The sequence below is a fragment of the Roseateles chitinivorans genome (genome assembly GCF_050632235.1).
Classification (GTDB): domain Bacteria; phylum Pseudomonadota; class Gammaproteobacteria; order Burkholderiales; family Burkholderiaceae_C; genus Roseateles; species Roseateles chitinivorans_A.
In genome coordinates this window covers 531046-554393 of the sequence record NZ_CP192584.1, presented here as the reverse complement: position 1 = coordinate 554393, position 23348 = coordinate 531046, and the positions used below count along the sequence as shown (strand labels likewise).

At 67.6% G+C, this 23348-nt stretch carries 20 protein-coding genes; 10 read left to right on the top strand and 10 right to left on the bottom strand.

Annotated elements, in window-relative coordinates:
• Nucleotides 1–22 precede the first annotated feature (22 nt).
• Nucleotides 23–1531 carry a SpoVR family protein gene (locus tag ACQ859_RS02395; RefSeq protein ID WP_431266443.1) on the top strand — a complete coding sequence of 503 codons (1509 nt, stop codon included), beginning with the start codon at nt 23–25 and terminating at the stop codon, nt 1529–1531.
• A 12-nt stretch (nt 1532–1543) separates the two neighbouring features.
• On the opposite strand, the gene ACQ859_RS02390 is transcribed toward ACQ859_RS02395, so the two are convergent.
• Nucleotides 1544–2911 carry an FAD-binding oxidoreductase gene (locus ACQ859_RS02390; RefSeq protein WP_431266442.1) on the bottom strand — a complete coding sequence of 456 codons (1368 nt, stop codon included), beginning with the start codon at nt 2909–2911 and terminating at the stop codon, nt 1544–1546.
• Nucleotides 2912–3166: 255 nt separating this feature from the next.
• Here ACQ859_RS02390 and ACQ859_RS02385 point away from each other — a divergent pair, with 255 nt between their 5' ends.
• Together ACQ859_RS02385 and ACQ859_RS02380 are read left to right on the top strand one after the other, a co-directional pair.
• Nucleotides 3167–3475: a hypothetical protein gene (locus ACQ859_RS02385; RefSeq protein WP_431264454.1), complete on the top strand. Its 309-nt coding sequence runs from the start codon at nt 3167–3169 to the stop codon at nt 3473–3475.
• Between the two features lie 112 nt (nt 3476–3587).
• Nucleotides 3588–4208: a cob(I)yrinic acid a,c-diamide adenosyltransferase gene (locus ACQ859_RS02380; RefSeq protein WP_431264453.1), complete on the top strand. Its 621-nt coding sequence runs from the start codon at nt 3588–3590 to the stop codon at nt 4206–4208.
• A gap of 18 nt (nt 4209–4226) precedes the next feature.
• Here ACQ859_RS02380 and ACQ859_RS02375 read toward each other — a convergent pair whose 3' ends face one another.
• Nucleotides 4227–5207, bottom strand: coding sequence for a helix-turn-helix transcriptional regulator (locus ACQ859_RS02375; protein WP_431264452.1), 981 nt, complete (start codon nt 5205–5207; stop codon nt 4227–4229).
• Between the two features lie 160 nt (nt 5208–5367).
• On the opposite strand from ACQ859_RS02375, the gene ACQ859_RS02370 reads away from it, so the two are divergent.
• Nucleotides 5368–6456: a hypothetical protein gene (locus tag ACQ859_RS02370; protein WP_431264451.1), complete on the top strand. Its 1089-nt coding sequence runs from the start codon at nt 5368–5370 to the stop codon at nt 6454–6456.
• A gap of 29 nt (nt 6457–6485) precedes the next feature.
• Here ACQ859_RS02370 and ACQ859_RS02365 read toward each other — a convergent pair whose 3' ends face one another.
• The 8 genes from ACQ859_RS02365 to ACQ859_RS02330 form a co-directional block, all read right to left on the bottom strand.
• Complete coding sequence (locus ACQ859_RS02365; RefSeq protein ID WP_431264450.1) at nt 6486–7190, bottom strand: PIN domain-containing protein; 705 nt, start codon at nt 7188–7190, stop codon at nt 6486–6488.
• The gene (locus ACQ859_RS02360; RefSeq protein ID WP_431264449.1) at nt 7187–7516 is read right to left on the bottom strand and encodes an AbrB/MazE/SpoVT family DNA-binding domain-containing protein; all 330 of its coding nucleotides are present in this window, start codon (nt 7514–7516) and stop codon (nt 7187–7189) included. Before ACQ859_RS02360 ends, ACQ859_RS02365 begins: the two co-directional genes overlap by 4 nt.
• Nucleotides 7517–7520: 4 nt before the next feature.
• Entirely contained in the window at nt 7521–8039 is a 519-nt protein-coding gene (locus tag ACQ859_RS02355) for a GNAT family N-acetyltransferase (protein ID WP_431259920.1), read from the bottom strand.
• Between the two features lie 151 nt (nt 8040–8190).
• On the bottom strand, nt 8191–8853 hold the full coding sequence (locus tag ACQ859_RS02350) for a 3'-5' exonuclease (RefSeq protein WP_431264448.1): 663 nt from the start codon (nt 8851–8853) through the stop codon (nt 8191–8193).
• Nucleotides 8850–9164 carry a nucleotide pyrophosphohydrolase gene (locus ACQ859_RS02345; RefSeq protein ID WP_431264447.1) on the bottom strand — a complete coding sequence of 105 codons (315 nt, stop codon included), beginning with the start codon at nt 9162–9164 and terminating at the stop codon, nt 8850–8852. The genes ACQ859_RS02350 and ACQ859_RS02345 overlap by 4 nt, the downstream gene beginning before the upstream one ends.
• 384 nt (nt 9165–9548) lie before the next feature.
• Nucleotides 9549–10196 (bottom strand): 7-carboxy-7-deazaguanine synthase, encoded by a 648-nt coding sequence (gene queE / locus ACQ859_RS02340; protein ID WP_431264446.1) that lies wholly within the window; start codon nt 10194–10196, stop codon nt 9549–9551.
• Nucleotides 10193–11314: a 6-pyruvoyl trahydropterin synthase family protein gene (locus ACQ859_RS02335; RefSeq protein ID WP_431264445.1), complete on the bottom strand. Its 1122-nt coding sequence runs from the start codon at nt 11312–11314 to the stop codon at nt 10193–10195. Before ACQ859_RS02335 ends, queE begins: the two co-directional genes overlap by 4 nt.
• Nucleotides 11315–11644: 330 nt before the next feature.
• The gene (locus ACQ859_RS02330) at nt 11645–12703 is read right to left on the bottom strand and encodes a S1/P1 nuclease (RefSeq protein ID WP_431264444.1); all 1059 of its coding nucleotides are present in this window, start codon (nt 12701–12703) and stop codon (nt 11645–11647) included.
• Between the two features lie 273 nt (nt 12704–12976).
• On the opposite strand from ACQ859_RS02330, the gene ACQ859_RS02325 reads away from it, so the two are divergent.
• The 6 genes from ACQ859_RS02325 to ACQ859_RS02300 all read left to right on the top strand — a co-directional run bounded on the left by ACQ859_RS02325 (nt 12977) and on the right by ACQ859_RS02300 (nt 23305).
• The gene (locus ACQ859_RS02325) at nt 12977–13195 is read left to right on the top strand and encodes a TOBE domain-containing protein (protein WP_067280234.1); all 219 of its coding nucleotides are present in this window, start codon (nt 12977–12979) and stop codon (nt 13193–13195) included.
• 31 nt (nt 13196–13226) lie between these two features.
• Nucleotides 13227–13847, top strand: coding sequence for an RBBP9/YdeN family alpha/beta hydrolase (locus ACQ859_RS02320; RefSeq protein WP_431264443.1), 621 nt, complete (start codon nt 13227–13229; stop codon nt 13845–13847).
• Between the two features lie 157 nt (nt 13848–14004).
• Complete coding sequence (locus ACQ859_RS02315; RefSeq protein ID WP_431264442.1) at nt 14005–14451, top strand: SRPBCC family protein; 447 nt, start codon at nt 14005–14007, stop codon at nt 14449–14451.
• Between the two features lie 310 nt (nt 14452–14761).
• Nucleotides 14762–16966, top strand: coding sequence for a protein-disulfide reductase DsbD family protein (locus ACQ859_RS02310; RefSeq protein ID WP_431264441.1), 2205 nt, complete (start codon nt 14762–14764; stop codon nt 16964–16966).
• Nucleotides 16967–17037: 71 nt separating this feature from the next.
• Nucleotides 17038–17706: a redoxin domain-containing protein gene (locus tag ACQ859_RS02305; protein WP_431264440.1), complete on the top strand. Its 669-nt coding sequence runs from the start codon at nt 17038–17040 to the stop codon at nt 17704–17706.
• Nucleotides 17707–17866: 160 nt separating this feature from the next.
• The gene (locus ACQ859_RS02300) at nt 17867–23305 is read left to right on the top strand and encodes a diguanylate cyclase (RefSeq protein WP_431264439.1); all 5439 of its coding nucleotides are present in this window, start codon (nt 17867–17869) and stop codon (nt 23303–23305) included.
• Nucleotides 23306–23348: the final 43 nt, after the last annotated feature.

The window sequence follows — 23348 nt, the reverse complement described above, 5'->3', positions numbered from 1 at the left end:
GGTCCGGGCACCCTTGACCCAGATGCGGCCGCTGGAGAAGCGGCCGGAGCACCCGCTGCCATCGCCCAGCGACTGGACCTTCGAGCTGGTCGAGCAGTACCACGAGGTCATCCGCCAGACCGCGGAGCGCTACGGGCTCGACACCTATCCCAACCAGCTCGAGGTCATCACCGCCGAACAGATGATGGATGCGTACGCATCGGTGGGCATGCCGGTGAACTACCGCCACTGGAGCTACGGCAAGGAGTTCATCGCCACCGAGCGCAACTACAAGCGCGGCCAGATGGGCCTGGCCTACGAGATCGTCATCAACTCCGACCCGTGCATCGCCTACCTGATGGAGGAGAACACGATGGCGATGCAGGCGCTGGTGATCGCGCACGCCTGCTACGGCCACAACAGCTTCTTCAAGAACAACTACCTGTTCCGGATGTGGACCGACGCGTCGTCCATCATCGACTACCTGGTCTACGCGAAGAACTACGTCGCCGACTGCGAGCAGCGCTACGGCCTGGACGCGGTCGAGGCGACGCTGGACTCCTGCCATGCGCTGATGAACCACGGCGTCGACCGCTACCGCCGTCCGGCGAAGCTCTCGCTGGCGCAGGAACAGGCGATGCGCAAGGACCGCGAGTCCTATGCGCAGCTGCAGGTCAACGACATGTGGCGCACGCTGCCGCGGCGCCTGGAGGACGAGGCCAAGGAAGAGGAGAAGCGCCGCTTCCCCAGCGAGCCGCAGGAGAACCTGCTGTACTTCATCGAGAAGAACGCGCCGCTGCTGGAACCCTGGCAGCGGGAGATCGTCCGCATCGTCCGCAAGGTCGCGCAGTACTTCTATCCGCAGCGCCAGACCCAGGTCATGAACGAAGGCTGGGCGACCTTCTGGCATCACAAGCTGCTCAACACCATGTACGACGACGGCTACCTGTCGGACGGCATGATGATCGAATGGCTGAAGTCGCACACCAACGTGGTGGCGCAGCCGGCGATGACGCAGCTCAATCCGTATGCGCTGGGTTTTGCGATGTACACGGACATCAAGCGCATCTGCGAGAAGCCGACCGACGAGGACCGCGAGTGGTTCCCCGCGATCGCCGGCAGCGACTGGCTGCCGACGCTGGACCATGCGATGCGCAACTTCAAGGACGAGAGCTTCATCGCGCAGTACCTGAGCCCGAAGATCATGCGGGACTTCCGGCTGTTCTCGATCCTGGACGACGAGCATCAGTCGGAGTACGAGATCTCCGCGATCCACGACGAGCAGGGCTACCAGTATGTGAGGCAGGCCTTGTCGCGGCAGTACGACCTGTCCACGCGCGAGCCCAACATCCAGGTGTGGAACGTCAACCTGCGCGGCGACCGTTCATTGACGCTGCGGCACCAGCAGCACCAGGACCGTCCGCTGCACGACGGCGCCCAGGAAGTGCTGAAGCATGTCGCCCGCCTGTGGGGGTTCGGCGTCCAGCTGGAAAGCGTGAACGCACGTGGCGACGTGTCCCGTCGTTGGAGCGTGCCGGCGCCGCAGCACTGAGCCCGGGTTTCTTCAGACGAAGATCTTGCCGGGATTCATGATGTCGTTCGGATCGAGCGCGCGTTTGAGCGCTCGCATCTGATCGACCGCGCCCTCCCCCGCCTCCTGCAGCAGAAAGCCCTGCTTGTGCAGGCCGATGCCGTGCTCGCCGGTGCAGGTGCCTTCGAGCGCGATGGCCCGCGCGACCATCTGCGCGCTCAGACGTTCGGCCGCTTCGCGTTCCGCGGGGAGGGCCGGATCGATCAGATACCCCATGTGGAAGTTGCCGTCGCCCACGTGGCCGACGATGAAGTACGGCAGCCCGCTGGCTTCCACTTCCTCGACCGACACGTTGATCGACTCCGCCAGGCGTGAGATCGGCACGCAGGTGTCCGTGGTCACCGCGCGGCAGCCGGGCCTCGTCTGCAGCGCCGACAGGTAGGCGTGATGACGCGCGGTCCAGAGCCGCGTGCGCTCCTCCGGCGTCGTCGCCCATTCGAAACCGGTTCCGCCATGATCGGCGGCGATCTCCTGCACGGTCGCGGCCTGCTCCGCCACCCCGGCTTCGGAGCCGTGGAACTCCATCAACAGCATGGGCGCTTCGCGCAGCGTCAGCTTGTCGTGCCGGTTGACCGCGCGCACCGCATGCGCGTCGAGCAACTCGCAGCGCGCGATCGGCACGCCCATCTGGATGATCGCGATCGTCGTCCGGACAGCGGCATCGATTGATTCAAACGAGCACACCGCCGCCGACACCGCTTCCGGCAGCGGATACAGCCGCAGCGTGATCTCGCAGATCGCGCCGAGCGTGCCCTCGCTGCCGACGTACAGGCGCGTGAGGTCGTATCCGGCGCTGCTCTTGCGCGCGCGGGAGCCGGTGCGGACCAGCTTCCCCTCGGGCGTCGCGACGGTCAGCCCGAGCACGTTCTCCTTCATCGTCCCGTAGCGCACGGCATTCGTGCCGCTCGCACGTGTTGCCGCCATCCCGCCGATCGACGCATCCGCACCGGGGTCGATCGGGAAGAACAGGCCCTGATGACGGATCTCGGCATTCAACTGACTGCGCGTCACGCCGGCCTGGACGGTGACCGTCAGATCCTCGGCATGAATGCTCAGGATCCGCTTCATCCGGGACAGGTCGAGACTGACGCCGCCCTGGACCGCCAGCAGATGTCCCTCCAGCGACGTGCCGGCGCCATAGGGGATCACCGGCACGCGATGCAGGTTGGCCAGCGCGAGCACCGCCGCGACGTCCTCGTTGCTCTCCGCGAAGACGACGGCGTCCGGCGGCGGCACATCGAAGGGCGATTCATCGCGGCCATGCTGCTCGCGCAAGGCCATCGCGGTGCTGCAACGCTCACCGAACCGCGTCTTCAACGCGTCCAGCATTGCCGCCGGCATCGGGCGCGGCGCAAGCACCGGCTGATGCGTCTGCGGCAATGCCGTCGGTGGGTCACCAAGTGCTTGGGGCGCAGTCATCGCTGTCTCCTGGTTCCACGCGGTCCGAGGAAGAGGCGCTTCCCGGCCGGTGTTGTCCCGTCGATTCTAGGAAGCGCCGTCGCCGCATCCGCTGGCATCGTCGCGCTTGCGCCGCGACCCGCACAGTGACAGCATGGACACACCGCGCGCTGGCTCGCGCGACATGAGGAGTCCGCCATGTCCCATCTGTGGTTATGGACGATCTGGGCCCTGCTGCTGGCACTGCTGGTGGTCGCGACCCTGCGCATGGATTGGCTGAAGGTCTGGTGGATGGATCAACTCCGTCACCTGCCCAACGACGTCGCGGCCCGCGACATCGATCCCGGCGCGCCCGCCGACACACCCGAACCGGGCACGCGCCCGCAGGCGCATCACGTCCCGAGGCCGGTCGGCATTCCCCGCCAGACGGTCCACGACATCCACGGCCACACGACCGGGATGAGTCACCATCGTCCGGTGTTCCACCGCAGCGGCAGCCGGAACTGACGAACGGGACAGGCCGGGCCGACGCACGACGCCCGGGGATCACGACACAGGGTCTGGGCGAGTTGCGGCAAGATGCCGGGTTTGCACTTCCGCAGCCCGCGCGGCACCCGCCATGGCCAATCGACTTTCCCAGATCGCGACCCGCACCGGCGACGACGGCACCACCGGCCTCGGCGACGGCACCCGCGTCCCCAAGGACCATCTGCGCGTGCAGGCGATGGGGGATGTGGACGAACTGAATTCGCAGATCGGCGTGCTGCTGGCCGAGCCGCTGCCCGACGACGTCCGCGACCTGCTCGTCACGATCCAGCATGAGCTGTTCAACCTCGGCGGCGAGCTCTGCATGCCCGGCTACAGCCTGCTGAAGGATGCCGCAGTGCTGTATCTCGACCAGGCGCTGGCCGACCACAACGCCGCCCTGCCCCGCCTGGCGGAATTCATCCTCCCCGCCGGCACCCGCAGCGCCGCGATCGCCCACGTCTGCCGCACGATCGCGCGTCGTGCCGAACGCGCCGTCGTCACCCTGGCGGCGCACGAGACGATCAATACCGCACCGCGCCACTACCTGAACCGGCTGTCGGACCTGCTGTTCGTGCTGGCGCGCGTGCTCAACCGGGCCAACCTGGACGGCAAGGGCGGCGACGACGTCTACTGGAAAAGCGAGCGCATGGCCCGGTATGCCGCCGAGGAAGCCTCGGAGCAGCCCCAGGAAGGCCCCGGGAAGGGCTCCTGAGCGCCTGGACGGTCTGTCTCAGGCCACGGCGGCCGCCGCGGTCCTGAGGCGCTTGACGTAGGCCTCGCGCAACGCGGACGGCGCCACGACCTCGACCTGGCCGGCGTGCCGCAGCAGATCCATCAGCAGCTCGGTCGCGTCGACGAACGGCAATGCCAGCTGCCAGCGGCCGTCCGGCAGCCATTCGCTGCGCTGGGCCGGGTGCCACTCCTCGCTGGAGACCCAGGCCGCGATCTGTGCGCTGAAGATCACCGTCGCCCACTGCGGGTCGCCGCCGGCGAAGATCCCGTACCCCTGGTCCAACTCCCCTTCGAGCTCCTTCAACGGCAGACTGCGCGCGACCTGGTCCTCCAGCACCGCCGCGTCCTCCATCGCATCGAGCGCGAAGCGTCTCAACCCGTCGCTGGCGTGGCACCACGCGTCCAGGTACCAGGTGTTCCGGTAGTGCACCAGGCGCTGCGGAGACACCTCGCGCTCGCTGACCGATCCGCCGCCGGGCCCCCGCTTGCGGTAACGCAGCTTCAGCCGTCGGCGCTTCACGACGGCGCTTCCCACCGTCTCGAAATGCTCCGACGGCACCCGGCGCCGGGCCGTCGAGATCAGCTTGATGCGGCGCGTCATCTCCTGTGCCTCGACCTCGTCGCCCCCCAGCATGCCGGTGAGCTTGTCCAGCATCGGCTGCAGATGACGGCTGAGGAGGCCGTTCTCGTCGAGCCCGGCCATCATCTGATGCATGGTCAGGAGCGCATGCAGCTCCTTCTCGCTGAACCAGACGCCGGGCAGCTCATGCCGCTGGCCGCGCCAGTGCTGGCCGAAGCGGTAGCCGTTCTCGGCGGCGTCGTACTCGATCGGGGCATCCATGCGCTCACGCAGGTACTGCAGATCGCGCTTGAGCGTCGCCGGCGACACCTCCAGCAACTCCCGCATGTCCGCGAAGCTCACGCAGCCACGGCTGCGGATCAGCATCTCGATCTTGTAGAAGCGTTCGGTGCGGTCCATGACGGTCCTCTGCTGACAGATCCGGGTGGCCGACCATCAACTTTCTGTCGATGACCGTTGAGTGGCTCATTCTATGAGCCACCCGCCTTGAATACTTGATCCCAAGCCTGAAGCAGTCCTGCGCATGGCCCCGGTTTCCAAGCCTTCAAGGAGCACCCCCATGGTCGCCACGATCCGCCGCAACGCCAACGACATCGCCATCCAGCAATTGCCCCTGCCGATGACCGCGGTCGAGGCCGTGCTCGAGCCCAAGGACGACACGGGGGCCTCGAGCCATGAACGCGTGGGGTTCGAACTGGGTTGGGACTACGCCCATCACGGGCTGACGCCACCGGTCGACCAGCTGTTCCGCCAATCGCCGCTGCAGCAGGGCTGGCAGCTGGGTCGATCGACCTTCGGTGCGCGGACGCTGAAGTCGCATCGCCATACGCAGCTGTGGCTCTCGCTGCGCCTGCATGCATGGCAGCGCGGTCGCAGTTTCGAGACGCTGCTGGTCACGCCCAACTACCTGCAGCAGCTCGACACGACGTACTGCCCGGTCAGCCGCCTGGCGTTCAACGACGAACAGGATCATCCGCAACGTCGCTCGATCGATCGGGTGCGCGACGACGCGGGCTATGCGGCCGGCAACCTGGCCTTGATGAGCCACGCCGCCAACGTCGCGAAGCTGGATCGCGGATGGCAGCAGTGCTGGGCCATGGCCCAAAGCCTGCGTCAGGGGCCGATGACGATGGCCGGTGGCCTGAATGCCGAGGCCTGGGAACGCATGGCGATCCTGGCAAGCTTCGTGACGCCGATGTCGCACGAGCTGGCGGCCCAGCTTCCGATGCTGGTGCTCCCGCCGAACCGGCTGCGGATGTTCAACCCGGTGCAGGCCTTGCAGGCCCTGGTCACACGCCAACTGGCGACGCCGGGGTGGAGCCAGCGTCTCACGCGTCTCGAAGCGCTGATGGCCTCACAGCAACGCGCCGATTTCTCGAAGTTCGTCCTGGCGCTGGTCCCGCGCGTGCTGCGCTGCCAATCGCTCACCGACCCGATGGAGATCCGCTGGGCCCTCGAGGACGCCTGGCGCGATCCGCTGCTGCAGAAGCGTTGGACGCACTTCGCGCAACAACTGACCCCCGAGCAGGCGGAACAGCTGGTGCAACGTGCCGCCAGCAAGCGGTTGAGCACCGTGCGCGTCCAGAGCCATGTCGCGCCCACCGACGGCTGGGCCCTCGAGCGTCAGGGCTTCCGCTCGGCCGCCTGAGCACCGACGCCGGGCTCAGCCTGGGATGCCTACATGGAGCTTTTCAAGGCCGCCGTTCTGGTCCTGGAGCGCGACGTGATAGCCCTGCTCCTTGAACCAGTCCGCCCATTGCCGGGCGTGCGACTTCTCCGGGAGCCAAGGCCCGGTGCGATCCATGTGGACGCGATTGCCGCGGCGTTCGTAGAACACCACGCGCCACATGTTGGAGGGGATGCGGTCGTGAAAGCTGGACATGAGCGACCGCGGAATCTAGCAAAGCAACAGGTCCCGCTGGGAGGGGGCAACACCTGGAACCATGCCGACATCGCACACACCGTGCAGAGTTGCCGTGCCGCCTGGCTACGACTGTTCGCAGACCATGCCGACAGCACCAGGTCGTCGCACATCAGCAGTGAAGCACCACCTTGCAGCGCGAGTTCGACAAGCACCTGATGAGGCGCTGAAACGCCGCTGATCCGAGGGCCACGCGCCGGCTTCACGACCTCCGCGTAAGGGAGGAAATCCGCGAGCAGTTCCTGCTGCTGCACGTCGGACAACGCGAGCTTCGGATAGGCCAGTGCGCGCATCAGCGTCGCCGCCAGGTCGGGACTCACCAGCGGACGCAGTACGCCTTGCTGCCACGCACGACGCAGGCCGAGCGCTTCGCCGCCGGACATCAGCAACGCGCGCAGGATCAATGCCGGATCGATGACGGCGAGCGCCGGCGGCGCCGTCTTCTTCGATCGACGCGTCATGCGGTCTTGCGCGTGGTCTTGCGGGCGACGGTCTTGGCCGCCGCGACGGGTTTCTTCACGGGCTTCTCGATCTTCGCGCGCGTCACGCGCTTGGCGGCGGGTTTCGCCGCCTTCGACGAAAACGCCATCGCCTTGGCGATGACACCGTCGTCGAGCTCGAGTTCCGCCAGCTTGGCCCGGACCGCATCGCCGCGCTGGATGCGCACCGGCGTCAGCACGACCTGCCCCGCCTGCAGCAGCACTTCGAAGTACTGCACAGGACCGAGCTTGTCGGTGACGCTTTTCGGCAGGGTCAGCTGGTTCTTGGACGTCAGCTTCGCCAGCACGCGATCAGACCAGCGAGCGCTGCAGGCGGAGCTGTTCCAGCGCGCGGCCTTCGACGTCCACGGCCTTGACGCTGTCGTTCTCGGCCTTGAAGCCGGCGATCTCGAAGAAGCGCATCGCGCGCTCGTTGTTCCTGTAGGTCCACAGGGTGACGCGGGTGCAGCCTTCTTCCTGAAGACCTTCCTGGGCCGCTTCGACCAGCGCCTGGCCGACGCCCTTGTCCCAGTGGGCGGGCATGGCGTACATGGCCCAGATCTCACCGGTGGTGGAGGGCGTGCCCTTGTCGCGGGAGCGGTCGAAACCGACGAAGCCCATCACCTCGTTGTCGAGGTGGGCGACCAGCACCTGCGGCTCGCACATGTTGATCGCCTCGCGCCAGTAGGCCTGGCGTTGAGCGACGGAGAGTCCGTTGAGGGCGCTATCGGGCCAGAACTCCTTGTACGCGTCCTGAGCGGAACTCACCTGGATCTGGGCGATGGCCTTGGCATCACGCAGTGTGGCCGGGCGAATCTGAATACTCGACATACTTGGAGAACAAACGCATTTCGGGGAAAGGGCGGGATTGTCCCAGTCAATGCGACCAAACGGGCACCTTGACAGCAAATGTTTTACTGATCTTGATCGGCGCGAGGCGCATCAAGGCGACCCGCGCCTCAAAACTGACGACTGGCGAACATCAGACCAGCGAGACCTGCAGGTGCCGGCGGAAGTCACGCGCGAAACCCGTGGCCGCCTTGTGCCAGTGAGGGCGTGCCACGGCCTGCAATCGCAGCAGCAGCTCGTGTTCGACGCTCAGTTCCCCGAGAAATTCAGCGAGTTCGACGCCGATGTCGCGCTGCATCCGCTGCACCAGTTGCGCAGTCGTCAATGCGTCCGCGAGCGCACGGTGCGCACGTCCGTTGTCCGGCAGTCGATGAAAGCGGGCCAGGGTTCCGAGCTTGCAGTTGGGCGATTCCGGGTAGAGGCGGCGAGCCAGTTTCACGGTACAGGCGAACTCCGGCGCGATGCGCGGCGCCGCTTCGGCACGATCCAGCTCATGCAGCCAGAAACCGCGATCGAAGCTCGAGTTGTGCGCGACGAAGCCGCATCCTTCGGTGAACGCAGCCACCTCGCGCATGACCTTGGCCGCATCGGGCGCGTCCTCGACCATCTCGTTGCTGATGCCGGTGAGGCGTTCGATCATCGGCGGGATCCAGGCGCCCGTGTTCATCAGGCTCTGGTACTGGCCGACGATCTCGCCATCGCGCAGCAGCACGGCGGCGATCTCGGTGGCACGGCCCCCGCCTTGCGGCGAGTTGCCGGTGGTCTCGAAGTCGATGACGGCGATGGTGCGCTTCATGCGGTCGGAGCGGGGTACTTCCGGGCGTTCATGCCGATCTTGCGCTCCACGGCCGACGGCAGGTCGACGCCGGCCCGGTCGGCGATCTGCAGCAGGTACATCAACACATCGGCGATCTCCTCGCCCAGGTGTTGATGGTCCTCGGGCGACAACTGTCGCGATTCTTCGGCGGTCTTCCACTGGAAGATCTCGACGAGTTCGGCCGACTCCACGACCAGCGCCATCGCCAGGTTCTTCGGCGTGAGGTACGGGTCCCAGTCGCGGGCTGCGGCGAAGTCGCGCAGCCGTTTTTGCAGGTCGGCAATGTCCATGGCTTCGCAGTGTGCAAGTCCGGCGCGGGCTGCTCAAGCGCCGTGTGCGCTGCAGGCACACGACAGCAACGTCGCAAAGAAATTTCCCGCCTCTGTTTTCAACATCAAGGTTTTATATATCTCCTTAGTCGTCTTAGTAGAGGGATCGACTTTTTGTGGACAAGTCGAAAATTTCCTTCAAAACCAATGACTTGGGAGCATCAAAACCTTGTGCGTGGAAGGCCTCGTTAGGCTTGCATGGAACACCAACAACCTGGACCGACCGGGGTCGGCCTGTGGAGAACTGGCCAGTTGCCAGAAAGTTTTCCACAGCGTTGTTGGCTATGCAGCGGAGTCCGTCTCGTGCAAGCACCGACGGGAACGGGGATAACTTCCCCGTCCGCCTCAATCGATCCCGACCACCTTGTGCATCTGGATCGACAGCTTCCATTGCGGATGGTCCATGCAATACGCGATGGCGGCCCGGGTGTTCTGCTTCTGCAGGACGGAGTCCATGGGCTGGAGGAAGAAGTGGTCGAAGGCCAGATCCGCGAAGCGCTCCGGCAAGGCCAGAGGCTGTGGATAAACCAGCTTCAACTCGTTGCCCTTCGTCAGGACGACTTCCGCGTCGGCCTTGGGACTCACGCAGATCCAGTCCAGGCCTTCAGGCGCCGGCTGGGTGCCGTTGGTCTCGACGGCGATCTCGAAACCGTGGGCCTTCAGCGCGGTGATCAGCGGCCCGTCGAGTTGCAGCAGCGGTTCGCCGCCGGTACAGACGACGTACGGCGTGCCGGTCCTGCGGCCCTGCCCGTCCTTGGGCCACTTCGAATCAATGGCTTCGGCCAAGGCATCCGCCGAGGCGAACTTGCCCCCGCCCTGCCCGTCCGTGCCGACGAAATCGGTGTCGCAGAAGGTGCAGACCGCCTTCTCGCGGTCCTGCTCCCGGCCGGACCACAGGTTGCAGCCGGCGAAGCGGCAGAACACGGCCGCGCGGCCGGCCTGGGCCCCCTCGCCTTGCAGCGTGTAGAACATTTCCTTGACGGCGTAGGTCATACGGGGATCAGCTCCTCGAAAGGACCGTGGCTGACGATGACGCCGCTGCCGCGGGTCTCGTACAGGTCGACGCGCTCCAGCGGAGGCAGTTGCGCCTTGGCCTGCTGCAGCACCCAGGCCGCCAGGCTGGCGGTGTCCGAATCCGACAGACCGGCGAGTTCATGCAGCGGATGGTGGTCCATGGCCTTGAAGATCGGATCGAACAGCAGTTTCACGTCGCTGAAGTCCATGGCCCAGCCGAACACCTGGTCCAGCGGGGCGCTGAGGTGCAGACGCAGCGTGAAGGTGTGGCCGTGGATGCCGGCCAGCGGATGGCCGGTCGGCGCGCGGTTGAGCTTCACCGCGCTGTCGAGGGTGAACTCCTTCCAGATCCGGTAGCGCTCGCCGTCGAAGTTGGCGCCGCTGGAGCCGGTCTCGTAGACGGTGACCCAGCTCAGCTCGGGCAACTGCGGCTTCAGACGCGCCCACAGCCAGGACGAGATCAGCTCGCTGGTCGGATTCGACAGGCCGTCGATCTCGTTCAGGCACTGGTAGTTCAGCTGCGCATGGAACGGCGCCCAGAGCTCGTCGAGGTGGTCGTAGTCGATGCTGAGGTCGCGTTCACCGAGGTCCTGGTTGGCGTGCAGGATCAGCTCGAAGCCATGACCGTGCATGCGGCCGCACTTGTGGCCCATCGGGACGTTGGGCAACTGGTGGGCGGCCTGGAAGCGATACCGGCGCCAGACATGCGCATGCCCGTTGGCGTCCAGGTCGACGCCGGAGTTCGCGGTGCTCTGGATGCCGACCTGCGTGATGCCGGGGACCTTGAACTCGGTCTCGAGGCGGTGACGGATCCAGCGGGCGATGTTCTCGTCGGTGGGCTGGGTGATGTGCTGGTTCAGCAGCGCATGGTCCAGCGGGGCGATGCAGCGCTCGAGGCAATCGCGCAGCGCGCTGACTTCGCCGCCGGGGAACGGTGCCCAGCCGGACGGCAGCTCAGCGCGAACGGTGGCCAGATAGCTGTGACCGTGGAGACCGCGTGAGCGGTGACCGGGAGGGAGCGCGTCGATCTGACACGCGGACTCGAAGCCCGCCGAAGCGGTGAAAAGCGAGGCTGGAGAAGCAGGTAAAGCAGACATTCCGAGAGTGTGACACGCCCGCTTTTCTTATCTTCTTGTATTGAATATCTCCTTGGTCGTATTAGTAGGTGTTCGCGGGTTCGTGTGGACAATGCCCGAATTGCCTGTCAGAACAACGACTTGCGAACAGGGCAACGATGTGGGCGGAACCCGGGGCAACCGCTGGAGGGAAAGACAACAAGTTCCGGCGGCGCGGAACCGCTGTGGACAACCTGCCAGTTGTTCCTCGCTCATCCCCAGGGTTGTGCACAGGCCTGCCCATCAAGACAAATCGTCCGAGAGGACGAAAAAAGCCCCGCGATGGCGGGGCTTCGTGGGGCGTTGGAAAGACTACTTCTTGTCCGCCGTGTCCGACTTGTCCGGCCAGATGCCCTCCAGCATCTGCGCCAGGCGCGCGCCGCCCTTGATGACGTTGAGGCGCGTCTGTTCGAGGCTGCGAGCGTCATAGCCCGCCGGCGGCGTGGCCATCCAGCGCGGGCCGCGCAGGCTCTGCTGGCGGGCGCCGAAGCTCATGCCGTCGAATGCGTCGCGCGCGCCCAGCAGCGATTCGCTCGCCCACAGCACCGGCCAGCCGTCCGGGTTGCCGGTCGCGGGCGGCACGTCCTTGGCCAGCGCGGGCATCGCTGCGAGCTGCTCGGCGCTCAGCCGTCCCGGCATCCCGTCCCAGTAGCTGTGCAGGTTGCCGCCGGGCGTGCCGTCCGGCTTCGGCAGCGTGATGGCATTCGCGCCGACCGTGTGCGTCTGGGCATCGGCGCCTTGCGTGTCCGGGTCATACGGCTTGCCGTCCGCATCCAGGTACAGCGAGCCCATGTGCAGCGGCTGGTGCATGTCGCCGATCGCGTGCACGACCAGCGCCAGCGCATCGCGCTCGTTGAAATCCATCGGCGGCGTCTGCTTGCCGGTCTTCAGCACCAGGATCGCCGCCTTCAACGCGGGCACCAGGTCATGGTCGCTGGTGCCGATCGATCCCGGGACATAGCGGCCACGCTGGATCGCGACATTGGCGTAGTGGTACTGCTTGTTGCAGGACTCCTCGCCCGGCTTGGGCTCGCACTGCTCGAAGTTGCGCTTCACGTAATCGCGCATCCGGGCTTCTTCCTCGGCGTTGTTCTCGAACACCGCGCATTCGGCGAAGCGGCCGGTCACGGCGTACTTGAAGTCGTTGCCGGTGTCGATGCCCTTGACGCAGTCGTCCCACACGGCGATGTCACGCAGCGAGACCGGACCGAGGATCCGCTTCACCTCGGCTTCGGCACGATGGCCCTTGATCAGCTGGGCAGCGATCTCGCCGACGGTGTTGTGGCCGACGGCGCCGAATCCGAAGGCCTGGCCACAGCAGGCGGCCAGCAAGGACAGCGCGGCCAGGCCGCGCGCAAACGATTTGGTCATGACAGGACACCCGTGTCGAACGATGCGCCGGCGGGGGCCGGCAGGGGATCCAGGATTGTGCATGGGCCCCTATGACAGCCATCAACGGAGATTCCCGCGTGATGGTGCCCGATGGGCGCATCACGCAGCATGGCGTCCGGCTTTACCTCCGCTTTACCGCTGGCGTCCCGCCCTGCCCTTATGCGACCACCGCATGTTGATCCATCAAGCGCTTCGTTCGGCAAATGAGCCGGGCTGCCTAAGCTGGTCCCCATCTTCTTTGGAGCCCCTCACATGACCATCACCGCCATCAACGTCCGCAACCAGTTCCGCGGCACCATCAAGGAAATCGTCGAGGGCCCGGTCGTCTCGGAAGTCGACGTGCAGACGGCGGCCGGACTGATCGTCACCTCGGTCATCACGACGCGCTCGGTGAAGGAGCTCAACCTGACCGTCGGCAAGGAAGTCGTCGCCCTGGTGAAGTCCACCGAGGTGTCGATCGCCACCTTGTGAGCTTCCGGCCCGAGACCAGCAGGAGATCGCCATGGCGCTCTACCCTCTCCGTGCGACGCAGCACAACGGCAGTGCGGAACCGCGTCTGCTGATCATCCCCGGCCTGCACGACAGCGGGCCGGCGCATTGGCAGAGCTGGCTCGAGCAGCAGTACCGCGACGCCCAACGGGTGAAGCAGCGCGACTTCAGCCATCCGGACCTGGAGCGGTGGTCGGAGCGCATCCATGCGCGGATCGACAACGCCGGTCCCGGCGAGTGGATCGTCGTGGCGCACAGCTTCGGCTGCCTGGCGCTGGCGCATCACCTGCAGCGTCATCCGGATTCGCCGGTGCGGGAGGCCTTGCTGGTGGCGCCGGCCGAGCCGGACAAGTTCGGTCTCGCGGAGAGCCTGCCGCATCAACGCCTCGGTCGTCCGACGGCGTTGATCGCCAGCCAGAACGACCCGTGGATGAGCGCGTCGAGCGCGTTGCGCTGGGCCACGCGCTGGGGCAGCAGCTACAGCAACATCGGCCTGGTCGGTCACATCAACACCGAATCCGGCTTCGGCCCCTTCCCCTTGGCCAAGCGATGGGTGGAGGCCGCCCGAGCCCGCGCCGCACGTGAGCGCCGACCCGAACGCGCCGGCATCCTGGAGTGGTCGTTCTCGGTCTGAGCCGGGCTGGTCCGATCACGAACACGTCGTGATCCGCGGGACCGCCCGCTCGCAGGCGCACGTCCGGGGAATCCCTGTCAGGGGCGCGGAGTCTCGCGCCGGACACGTTCCGGGGCTATGGTGAATCTCCATTCGAGAACGAATCCAGGAGACTCCGATGCCCTTCACCATCCGTCTGCACCGCGTCCTGAAAGCACCGCCGGACCGCGTCTATCGCGCGTTCACCGACGCGGCCGCGATGTGCAAATGGCTGCCGCCGCATGGCTTCACCGGCACCATGCACCACATGGATCCGAAAGTCGGCGGCACTTGGCGCATGTCGTTCACCAACCTCTCGGCCGGCGGATCGCACACCTTCGGCGGGGAATACCTCGAACTCGAGCCCGGAAAGAAGCTCCGCTACACCAGCCGCTTCGACGACCCCAACCTGCCCGGCGAGATGGCCACGACCGTCGAGCTGACCCCGGTTTTCTGCGGGACGGAAATGCAGGTCACGCAGGACGGCATTCCCGATGTCATCCCTTCCCAAGCCTGCTATCTCGGGTGGCAGGAGTCCCTGACCCTGCTCGTTCAACTCGTTGAACCCGATATTCCGAACGGCTGATTTCCACGTGGATTCCTGGCAGGGGTTGTCAGGCTCTCAGCGGTTTTGAATGACTGTTTTTGCGTTTTTGGGGCCGCTTTACCCCGTGTTGCCAGGCGCGGGCTCTCCACGGGGCATGGGGCGCCCCTCCAGGGACCCCAAGCCCCATTCCGGCCCCACCCACTCTCGCTGACGCCGCGTTTCTGGCGAGGGTCACGGACGGTGGCATTCGCAGATATCGGCTTTTCCGGTTTCTCCGAATCGTGGAAGTAAGGAAACAAGGAAGGGCGACGCCTTGTGAGGGTCAAGCCCATTGCCTAGCATCGCGCCCATGCGCTTTCTTCCCGTGAACCTGCTGCGATCGGCAACGGCGTCGACCCTTGCCGCGCTGTCGACAGTCGTCGCACTGACGAGCCTTGCATCCTTGATGCCAACGGCGAACGCCGCACCACCCGCAGATCGCTCCGCCACGGACGAAGTCCAGGTCCGACTGATCAGCGCTTCCTCACAGGTGGCGCCGGGACAGACGGTGCTGCTCGCGCTCGAACAGCGCATCGCGCCGCATTGGCACACCTACTGGAAGAACCCCGGCGACTCGGGCCAGCCCACGAGCATCGATTGGAAACTGCCCGCCGGCGCGACCGCCGGCGACATCCTGTGGCCTGCGCCGAAGCGCTTCGATGTCGGCCCCATCACCAACTACGGCTACGAGGACCAGGTCCTGCTGCTGACCGAGGTCCGCCTGCCGCAAGACCTGGCCCCCGGTTCCACGGCCATCGTGAGTGCCGAAGCGACCTGGCTGGTCTGCCGGGAAGAATGCATCCCGCAGCAGGCGACGCTGTCGTTGTCGCTCCCCGTCGCCGCCGCTGCCAAGGACTCGAGCGACGCGTCGAGCCTGTCCGCGGCGCGTGCCGCGCTGCCGGGCAAGGCGCCGTTCGCCGTTGCCGCGCGGATCGAAGGCAGGGATCTCCTGGTCACCTGGCCCGTCTCCGCCGTGTCCGGCGTCAAGCAGGCCCTCTTCATGCCGCAGGACTGGGGCCGCATCCAGCACGCGGCGAAGCCACAGCTCGATCGCGCCGGCGACGACTGGCGTCTGCGTGTGCCCGTCGGCGAGGAACCCGCCACCGCCGGCAAGCCGATGAACGGACTGCTGCTGGTCGACGGCAAGGCATGGGAAGTCAGTCTTCCGGTGACCGGCGTTGCAACGGCGCCGGTGTCGACAACCCCGCCGACGATGACGGTCGCAACACCGGGATCACCGGTGAATGCGTCCTCTGGCAGCGGGGACGCCGACATCAGCCTCTGGACCGCGATGGGCCTCGCGCTGGTGGGAGGCCTGATCCTGAACCTCATGCCCTGCGTGTTCCCGGTGCTGGCGATCAAGGCCCTCGGGTTCCTGCACGGCAATGCGGGCGAGCACCGCCGGCAAGGCCTCGCCTACACCGCCGGGGTGCTGGTCGCGTTCGCCGCACTCGGCGGCGTGCTGCTCGCCTTGCGCGGCGCGGGAGGCAACGTGGGCTGGGGCTTCCAGTTCCACTCGCCGCTGTTCGTGCTGCTGCTGGCCTGGCTGATGTTCGTGCTGGGCCTGTCGCTGGCGGGCCAGCTGCAGATCGGCGCAGGCTTGGCAGGCATGGGGCAAGGCCTCGCGAGCAAGCCCGGTCTCGCCGGCAGCTTCTTCACCGGCGTGCTCGCGACGGTGGTCGCGACGCCGTGCACCGCGCCGTTCATGGGCGCGGCGATGGCGTATGCGCTGGCGCAACCCGCAGTCGAGCTGATGGCCGTCTTCCTGTCGCTGGGCCTGGGCCTGGCGCTGCCTTATCTGGCACTGGCCTGGTGGCCCGCGTTGCAGCGGCGCATGCCACGACCTGGCGTCTGGATGGACGTGCTCAAGCAGGCACTGGCGTTCCCGATGTTCGCGGCCGCGATCTGGCTGGTCTGGGTGATCGCGCAGCAGGCCGGGCCGATGGGCGTGCTGGTGGCACTCGCGGGCATGGGCCTGTTGGCGCTCGCCAGCTGGATCCGCTCGGTGAGCCGGAACTCGTCGTCGCGCTGGCAATGGACCGGTGGCGGCGCCGCGATCGCGTCGCTGGTGGCAGCGGCAGCGTTGTTGCCGACGCTGTCGGCGATCAGCGGTTCGGAGTCACCGGACGCGGCGACGTCGAGTGGTGTCTCACGGACCGCGGCGGTCGACCATGAGCCTTACTCGCCCGAACGCCTGGCGCAGTTGCGCGCACAGGGCAAGCCGGTGTTCGTGAACCTGACGGCGTCGTGGTGCATCACCTGTCTCGTGAACGAGCGGGTCGCGCTGTCCACCGACGAAGTGCGAACGGCTTTCGAAAAGCAGGGCGTGACCTACCTGAAAGGCGACTGGACCCGCCAGGACCCGCGCATCACCGAACTGCTGAAGCAGCACGACCGCAGCGGCGTGCCGCTGTACCTGTTCTATCCCGCCGGGACGGGCAGCGGCGCGCAGGTGCTGCCGCAACTGCTGACACCCGGCATCGTCACCACGGCCTTGCGGGGCGGCGCTACCTGAGTGCCCTTGCCCGCCGCCGCTTCACGCAGGCCCTTCATTTCCACCGCCTTTTTCATCCTGGAGACCCCGTCATGAACATCCCGATGACTTCCACGACTGCTTCGTTCCGTGGCGCGCTTTCGCGTCGTGCCGTGCTGGCCGGTGCCGCGCTCGCGGCGACGATGGCCATGACCGGCATGGCGCAAGCGCAAGCGCAGGCGCAGATCGACCAGCCGGCCCCCGCCTTCAGCGCGACCACGGCCGACGGCAAGACGGTCACGCTGGACAGCTACAAGGGCAAGACCGTCGTGCTCGAATGGACCAACCACGACTGCCCCTTCGTGAAGAAGCACTACGGCAGCGGGAACATCCCGGCGCTGCAGAAGGAGGCGACCGCGCAAGGCGTCGTGTGGCTGCAGGTGATCTCGTCGGCGCCGGGTCAGCAGGGCCATGTCGACGGCGCGACGGCGACGAAGCTGAACAAGGACCGTGGCGCGGCACCGACGCAGGTGCTGCTCGATCCGAGCGGGCAATTGGGCAAGGCCTACGGCGCACAGACCTCGCCGCACCTGTTCATCGTCAATCCGCAAGGCGTGCTGGTCTACAAGGGCGGGATCGACAGCATCGCCACCGCGAAGGCCGACGACATCGCCAAGGCCGATCCGTATGTGAAGACGGCGCTGGGCGAGCTGGCCGCCGGCAAGAAGATCACGCATGCGAGCACCAAGCCTTATGGCTGCTCGATCAAGTACGGCAGTTGAGGTCCTCTGAGTCGCCGTCCGTTCCGCCCGCGCCACGACGCTGAATCGATCTGTCGCATTCTTCCGCTTCTGTCCCGATTCGTCGTGGCCAGGATCGAGCGTTGAGCCGGGCCTGTCGCGGCCAGCCGTTACAGTCCGTGAACAACAGAGAGCGGATGGGATGACGGACAGACGAGCGTGGGAGGCGACCGACCCAGGGGCCTGGCTGGCGGAGCGGACGCTCCACCAGGGCCGCCGGAGCGAGGTCGTCCGGGTGGGCGATGGCCAGGGAAGCACGGCGCTGCTCAAGCGCCTGCGCGATCCGCGCGCCGATCCCGCCGCGGTGGCCCGGCTGCGCCGCGAATTCGAACTGGCGCAGCGTCTCGATCCCGCCTTCGTGCTGCGCCCGACCGCGCTGATCGAGCATGAGGGCCGACCGGCCCTGCTGCTGCCCGATCTCGGCGCGGAGACCTTGCGAGACCGCCTGCGACGCGGCACGCTGGACAACGAGGCGCTGATCCGCATCGCGCTCGATCTGGTCGAGGCGCTCCAGCACCTGCACGGACAGGGGCTCATCCATCGCAATCTCGGTCCGGGTCAGGTCGTGCTGCTGCCTGGCGCGGGCCGCGTGGCGCGCAAGGCGCTGATCGCGGACCTGGGGCTGGCCGCCGAGATCGAGCGCGAGCGGCCGCTGGTCCAACGGGCCGAACTGATCGAGGCGTCGCTGGCGACGCTCGCGCCGGAGCTGACCGGCCGCATGAGCCGCGACGTCGATTACCGGGCGGACTTCTACAGCCTGGGCGCCACGCTGCTGGAAGCGCTGACCGGCGCGCCGCCGTTCAACATCGACGACCCCGCGCGCGCCGTGCATGCGCACCTGGCGCTGGCGGCGCCGATGGCGACGTCGCGCAATCACCAGGTCTTCGCGCCGTTGTCGCAGGTGGTGGCGCACTGCCTGCACAAGGAGCCGGAAGGCCGGTACCAGAGCCATCAGGCGCTCCGGCACGACTTGCAGCTGTGCGAGGCCGCGCTTGAACAGGGGCGCGGTCTGCCCGGCTTCGAGCCCGGACAGGGCGACGCCGCCGTGCGTTTCCAGCCGAGCGGGCGGCTTTACGGTCGCGAGTCGGCGCAGGCGCAACTCGGCCAAGCCTTCGAGGACGCCGCGCATGGGCAGGCCGCCGGACCCGGCCTGGTGGCGGTGGCGGGTTTCTCCGGCATCGGCAAGACCGCGCTGGTGCTGGCCGCGCAACGCAGCCTGCTCGCGCAGCGCGGGCATTTCGCGGCCGCCAAGTTCAACCAGTACGGCCAGGATCGTCCGTACGGCCCGCTGCTGCACCTGCTGCTCCAGCGTGCCGCGCAAGTACTGGCCCTGACCGCGCCGCAGCAGGCGATCTGGCGGGACCGGTTGCGCGAGCGCCTCGGCGCGAATGCCGCGCTGCTCGCGCAGGCGCTGCCGGAGATGACGCCGCTGCTGGCCCTGGACGCGCCGCTGATGCCGGTCGGCCCGGCCGAGGCGGAGAATCGCTTCCTGCGCGCCGTCAGCCAGGGCTTCGCCGCGCTGGCGCGCGAGGGCGAGCCGCAGACCCTGTTCCTCGATGACTGGCAGTGGGCGGACCGTGCGTCGCGCCGTCTGCTGCGCGAGTGCCTGCACGACGCGACGCTGCGCCACACGCTGTTCGTCATCGCCTATCGCGACAACGAGATCCCGCCGGGCCATCCGATCGCACAGGAGCTCGCAGAGCTTCGCCAGCAACTCGGCGAGCGCTTCGTGCCGCTGCGCGTCGGCCCGCTCGGACTTGACGACACCCGTCACCTGCTGGCCGACAGCCTTCATCGGGATCCGGCGGAAGAGGACGTGGGACTCGACGAGCTCGCCCGCCTCTGCCAGACGCGCACCGCGGGCAATCCGTTCTTCCTTCGCCGACTCCTGGAAGACCTCGTCCGTCGCGGCCTGATCCATTACGACACCGCCGCCCAGCGCTGGGACCATGCGCTGGAGCGCATCGCGGCGACGCGCACGGCCGACAACGTCGTCGCGCTGATGCTACAGCAGCTCGAGCGCCTGCCCGACACGACGCGGCAGGCGCTGAGCGTGGCGGCCCTGCTGGGCGCGGGCTTCAACCTCGACAGCCTGGCCACCGCGCTGGATACGCCGGCGGATCTGCTGGCCACCGACCTGCTGCCGGCGCTGCAGGCGCAGTTGCTGGTGCCGGCCAGCGCGCTGTACCGCTATGCGCCGCAGTTGCAGGGCCAGGCCAGCGAGTCGGTGCGTTATGCCTTCGCGCACGACCGTGTGCAGGAGGCCGCGCTGCAGCGCATCGCGGCCGACCAGCGTCCCGCGCTGCAGCTGCGCATCGGCCGGCTGCTGCGCGACGGCCATCGCGCCGCGCATCCGGACCTGCCGCTGCCCTACACGGTGCTGCATCACCTGAACGCCTCGCGCCTGCTGCTGCGCGAATCGCATCACGAGGCCGAGCGCCAGGCGCTGGCCGGATTCAATGCCCAGGCCTCGCGTCAGGCGATGGACGCCGCGGCGTTCGAGCCCGCGGCGGACTATGCGGAACTCGCGCTCGAACTGGCGCCCTGTTCACCGCAGCGCGCAGCCTGGTTGCATCACGCGGCGCGGATGGCCTATCTGGCCGGCCGGCCGTCGCGCATGGATGCGTTGCTCGAATCGGCGATCGCCGATGCCGAGGACAACGCGCAGCGGGCGCGCCTGCTGGAGGTCCGCATGGAGGCCTTCTATGCGCAAGGCCGGCTCGCGGACACCGTCGACCTGGGGTTGGAGCTGTTCCTGCTGCTCGGCGCGGAACTGCCGCGCGCCGGCGGTCCCGACGCGATGGCGCAGGTCATGCAGCTGCTGGCCGACCTGCAGCAGGAGATTGCCGGGATCGGGCTGGACACGCTGGCGGCGCGCGCGCCGATGCGCGACGAGCAGCGGCTGCTGCTGATCTCGATCGCCGCCAAGATGACCGCGGCCGCCTACATCGTCAGGCCGGCGCTGCTGCCGCTGCTGACGCTGTTCCAGGTCAGGCTGATGGTGGACCACGGCCATGTGCCGCAGGCGCTGTCGGCGTACTCGGTGCTCGGCCTGATGTGCGCGGAGTTCCTCGGCGACTACCGCTTCGCCCATGACCTGGGCCGCATGTCGACGCAATTGGTCGAACGGCACGGCTGGATGCAGGTCTTCGCGCATGCGGGCTTCTCGTTCCACGCCTTCCTCAGCCACTGGGTGCAGGGGCTGCGCGTGAGCATGGACGGCCTGATGCAGACCCATCGCAACGGGCTCGAATTCGGCAACCTGCGGCATGCGGGCCTCGGCCTGTACGTGCACGACGTGCATGCGCTGCTGTCCGGCATGCCGCTGCCGGCGCTGGAAGACCAACTGGTCACGCACGGCCAGCGCCTGCGAGCGATGCGTCAGCCGGTCGCGGCGGACTATGAGGACGCGCTGCTCGGCCTGGTGCGCGCGTTGCGGCAGCCCCGGCTGCCGGACGACGGCTTCGAGGGACTGGAAACGCTCGCACGGACCTACGGCGAGCGGCAGGACCAGACCGGCCTGATGTTCCTGCACGGCTGGCAGGCGGTGCTGCATTTCATCGCCGACCGCCCGGAGCCCGCGCTGCGTTTCGCGCTGGAAGCGCGCTCGTTGTTCGCCGCGGGGCGCGGCATGCACGCGCAATCGCTGCTGCTGTTCATCGCGGCCTGGGCGGCGCAGCGCGTCGCGTTGGCCGGCGGCGCACGCGACCAGACGCTGGAGGACGATGCGCTGCGTCGCCTGCAGCGTTGGCGGGATGCCGGGCCCGGACATCTGAACGACCGCATCGCGCTGCTGCATGCGCAGCAGGCGATGTTGACCGGCGCGCCGGAGGAGGCGGTCGACCGGCTGCTCGCGCAGGCGCTGGATGCCGCGACCGGACCGCACGGAACGCCGCTGGACGCGGTGGCAGTGCTGCGGGCACAGGTCGACGCATGGCGGGATCGCGCGCCGGTGCGTGCCGCGCAGGCGCGGTCAAGCCTGCAACAGACCTGGAAGGCATGGGGCGTCCCGGCGCTGGCGGGCGAGGCGATGTCGCAGCCTGTCGACGACAGCCATCCGTCGCGTGGCACCGACGCTGCGGTCTCTGGGGACGACGGGATCCGCGCCGACGCGGCCGACCTCAGTTCGCTGACGAAGGCGGTGCAGGCGATCAGCAGCCAGCCGGACCTGCCGCGCCTGTTGCGTCGATTGCTGGAAGTCGTCGCCGAGAACGCCGGCGCGCAGCGCGCGGCGATCGTGCTGGCGAGCGGCACCGTCGGCGCGGCGGGTGCCATGCGCTGGGTGCTCCAGGCGGAAGCGACGCTCGGCGAGTCGCCGAGGCTGCATCTGCTCGAGCAGCTCCCGCTGGAGCGCGCGGGCCAGCAGCTGCCGCTGGCGCTGATGAACCGCGTGCTGCGCGATGGCCGTCGCGAGCTGATCGTGGACGCCCGCGGCCTGGCCACGATGGAGGACTACTTCCAGCGCCACGCGGCGCCGCCGCGCTCGGTGCTGGCGCTGCCGCTGCTCAAGCAGGGGCAGACGGTGGGGGCGCTGTACCTGGAAAACGCCGCCGCGGCCGGCGTGTTCACTGAAGCGCGGGTGAGCTTCCTCGAGCTGCTGTGCGCCAACGTCGTCAACGCGGTGGACAACGCCCGGCTGGTGGCGGAGCTGCAGGAGCTCAACGCCCACCTGGAACGCCGCGTGTCGCAGCGCACGCGCGAGCTCGCCGACAGCGAGGAGCGCCTGCGCGCGGTGCTCGATCACGCCCCGATCCCGATGGTCGTGACACGCGATCACGACGCGCTGATCGTGTACGCCAACGGTCCGTCGGCGGCGATCGTGGGACGTCCGCTGGACGATCTCGTCGGCAAGCCGGCGATCAGCTTCTACCGCGAGCCCGGCGAGCGGGACCGCATGCAGCTGAAGTTCAAGGAGCATGGCCGGCTGCAGGGCGAGGAGATCTGCCTGCTGGCAGCCGACGGCAGCGAGCTGTGGATGCTGCTGTCGATGGTGCCGGTGGTGTACGACGGCGCGGCGTCGGTGCTGAGCACGCTGGTGGACTTCACCGACCGCAAGCGGCTGGAGATCGAGCTGCAGCGCCTGGCGACGACCGACGCGCTGACCGGCGCGGCCAACCGGCGCTGCTTCCTGGAGCACGCCGACGCGGAGCTGGCACGCAGCCGGCGTTATGGGCTGGAGATGTCGCTGGTGATGATGGACGTCGACCACTTCAAGCGCATCAACGACACGCTGGGCCACGCGCGCGGCGATGCGGCGCTGTGCCACCTGGTGCAGTTGTGCGCGCAGATCGTGCGCAAGCAGGACCTGCTGGGCCGGCTCGGCGGCGAGGAATTCGGGCTGCTGCTGCCGCAGACCTCGCTGGAAGACGCGACCCACCTGGTGGAACGCCTGCGGCATCACATCGAGGTCAGCGGATTGGCCCTGCAGCAGGGTTCGGCGCCGACTGCGCTCACGGCGAGCTTCGGCGTGACGGCGCTGCGGCCGGAGGACCTGCGGGTCGAGGAACTGCTGGGGCGTGCCGACCAGGCGCTGTATCGCGCCAAGGACGGCGGACGCAACCGCGTCGAGCGGCAGTCCTGACGAGTCCCCGCTGCTGGTCGTTGATGTCGGTGGTCGATGCCGG